Annotated in this window: 3 protein-coding genes; 1 reads left to right on the top strand and 2 read right to left on the bottom strand. The window is 63.4% G+C overall.

Annotation, left to right across the window (positions count from 1 at the left end):
• Window positions 1-360: 360 nt before the first annotated feature.
• Window positions 361-1,146, bottom strand: coding sequence for a helix-turn-helix domain-containing protein (locus tag G9463_RS23175; RefSeq protein WP_049919092.1), 786 nt, complete (start codon window positions 1,144-1,146; stop codon window positions 361-363).
• A gap of 95 nt (window positions 1,147-1,241) precedes the next feature.
• On the opposite strand from G9463_RS23175, the gene G9463_RS23170 reads away from it, so the two are divergent.
• Window positions 1,242-1,643 carry a hypothetical protein gene (locus tag G9463_RS23170; protein ID WP_127014222.1) on the top strand — a complete coding sequence of 134 codons (402 nt, stop codon included), beginning with the start codon at window positions 1,242-1,244 and terminating at the stop codon, window positions 1,641-1,643.
• Window positions 1,644-1,658: 15 nt separating this feature from the next.
• Here G9463_RS23170 and G9463_RS23165 read toward each other — a convergent pair.
• The coding region (locus tag G9463_RS23165) for a hypothetical protein (RefSeq protein ID WP_165897949.1) at window positions 1,659-2,307 on the bottom strand (649 nt) is incomplete at its 5' end.

The following is a 2,307-nucleotide window of genomic DNA, read 5'->3' as shown; positions in this document are numbered from 1 at the left end:
TCGTCGGTGACGAGGCTTCCGCCACAGTCCGGGCAGGCGTGGCCAGTGCTCGCCTCGGACTCGGCCTGTTCGTCCGCACTTTCATCGCGTTCGTCTGGGGAATAGATGCTGCGTGTCGTCATAGATGTCCTCTGCGAGCGCGTGGGACGCCCGCGGTCGTACCCAATTATAGGGGTGCATCCCCCATGACGCCTCGTTTGGCATATGCCGAAGTTCGGAGAAGTAATATCTATGTGTCACGTTCGGCGCACCACGACGTACAACTCTCACTCCCGCTGTTACCGCGTTCTGAACTGCGACGCGGCAGTATACAGGTAGTGCAGTGCAGTTCGGTTCTGGTGCCAGACGCGATACTGTCGACTACACGCCCGAGCGACCGATACGGAGGCGTCCACCCTCGGCGACATCTTCGTCGGCCTGAACTGGCCCCATCGACCGCGTGACGAACGACCGGACGATCCACGCCTCCGCACGCTGGAGGCGGTACTGGAGCGTCGACCGTGACACGTCGAGCGTCTCTGCGAGGTCAGTGAGCGAGGTGTCCCGGGGCGTCCGGTAGTAGCCGTGTTCGACGGCAGCCTCGACAGCGGCCTGTTGTTCCGGCGGCAGCTCCGCCAGCGTCACGGCCTCGTCGACCCAGTACGAGGGGGAACTGAGCTGCCGGAATTCGACGGTGAGTCCCTCCCGGAGCTCGGATTTCATCTCCTCGAACAGGCCGTCGACGCCGGCGTCGCTACAGAGGAGGAGCCGCCACTCACACCGGCTGCCACGGCGCTCGGTCTCGACGAGGACGCCGCGGCCGACGTGGTCGATGGCTAACCGCGGAATCGAGTGACAGTCGCCGGCTTCCGACCGGTAGCTGTACACCGTCCGAGCGCCGGGGTCCGAGCCGATGACCTCGTACGTCCAGTCCGTCTTGCAGTTACGGGTTCCGATGCACTCGGTACACTGGACCGGGTCGTCGTACACGTCATCCAGTTGTTCAAGCGCAGTCTCCGGGCCGGCGACGCGCTCGAGCCGCCACATCCCGTCTCGTGTGACGTTGCACGCTATCGTCCGGGAATGGGTCTCCGGATAGTCGATGAACACGTCCATAACGGGGTCGACGTTCCGCTCGTAGTCGATAGTGAAGATGAACTCTCGCATGTACATCCCGTTGCGTGTCGAGTGGCTTATACGCACTGTCTCGTTCGGCGTATGCCAAACCAGCCGTCATTATCGAAGCACGCTTTCGAGGGAGTATGTCGTGTCCTGTCTCTCCATCTACTGGCGACTCGTCCAGCGGAGCGGTCACTGGCGACACACCGGACGACTCGCCGTCGCGCATTCGCGGATATGAACTACCGACGCACAACTGGCGACACACCGTCGTCTACGGGGCGGTGTTCTGGGCAATCGTGGCCGCTGCGTGGCTCGCCGTCCCGACCGGTCACCCGTTCCAGCTGGGGGTCACGCTGTCCGGACTGTTTGCGGCCCCGCTGTTGCCGGTCGCACTCTGGTGTGATTACCGCCAAGCGAGAGAGTTTGGCACCTGTGACCCCGGTGTTCAGGCGTACCTCTCGAACCTCATTCGGGATATCAAGACGGCAGGGACCGGCCAGAGCGCTCTCGGCGACCAGCGCCGGGAATTCCTCAGGTGCTGAGGTCGGCCACGCCGCTCACGTGGTTGCGGTCGATTGCTGAGACCGGGCCTCTGCAAGCCAGTCCGGGTCTGGAACGTCAGTCGACCCGACGTCGGTGATCTCGTAGCGCCACTCGATTGAGACCGTTTCGCCGTTGTCAGTCTCGCCGGTCAGCGTCCACGCTGTCTGGCGTGCAAGTCCGTCCGAATCGACCAGAATCACGACAGTGAAATCGGTCACAGTCACGTTCCCGCCGGACCCGAACGCGCCGGCACCGAACTGCCGCCAGGTCGAGAGGTCCGAGTACTCGTAGCGGTCCACCGTGACGCCGTCGAAGGTTTCTGTCCCGACAAAGCGGGCGTCATCGACTGATTCGTAGCTGAGCGTCCCGCGGTCGACGGCGGACTGGAACGAGGTGTCGTCCTGTGGCCTGACCTGATAGAACGCTTCGCCGTCAGTCTCGTACCGCGTGTAGGCCGAGCCGTCGGCGACAAACGTCTCGAAATCAGTTCTGGCGTCCGGCCCGGACATCGTGAACGTCTCCAGCGAACGGTTCGCCTGCAGGTCCACCTGATAGGCGTTCGTTATCGTAGCCGTCTCGCCGGCCTCAGTCGTCGAGTACGACCACCTCGCAGTGAAACTGCCCGCGTCTCGCAGGAGGCGGTCCGTCGCCTCAACCGAAAGG

Origin of the sequence: Haloarcula sp. JP-Z28 (assembly GCF_011440255.1) — an archaeon.
Classification (GTDB): Archaea; Halobacteriota; Halobacteria; order Halobacteriales; family Haloarculaceae; genus Haloarcula; species Haloarcula marismortui.
This window is presented reverse-complemented; position numbering and strand designations above follow the sequence as displayed.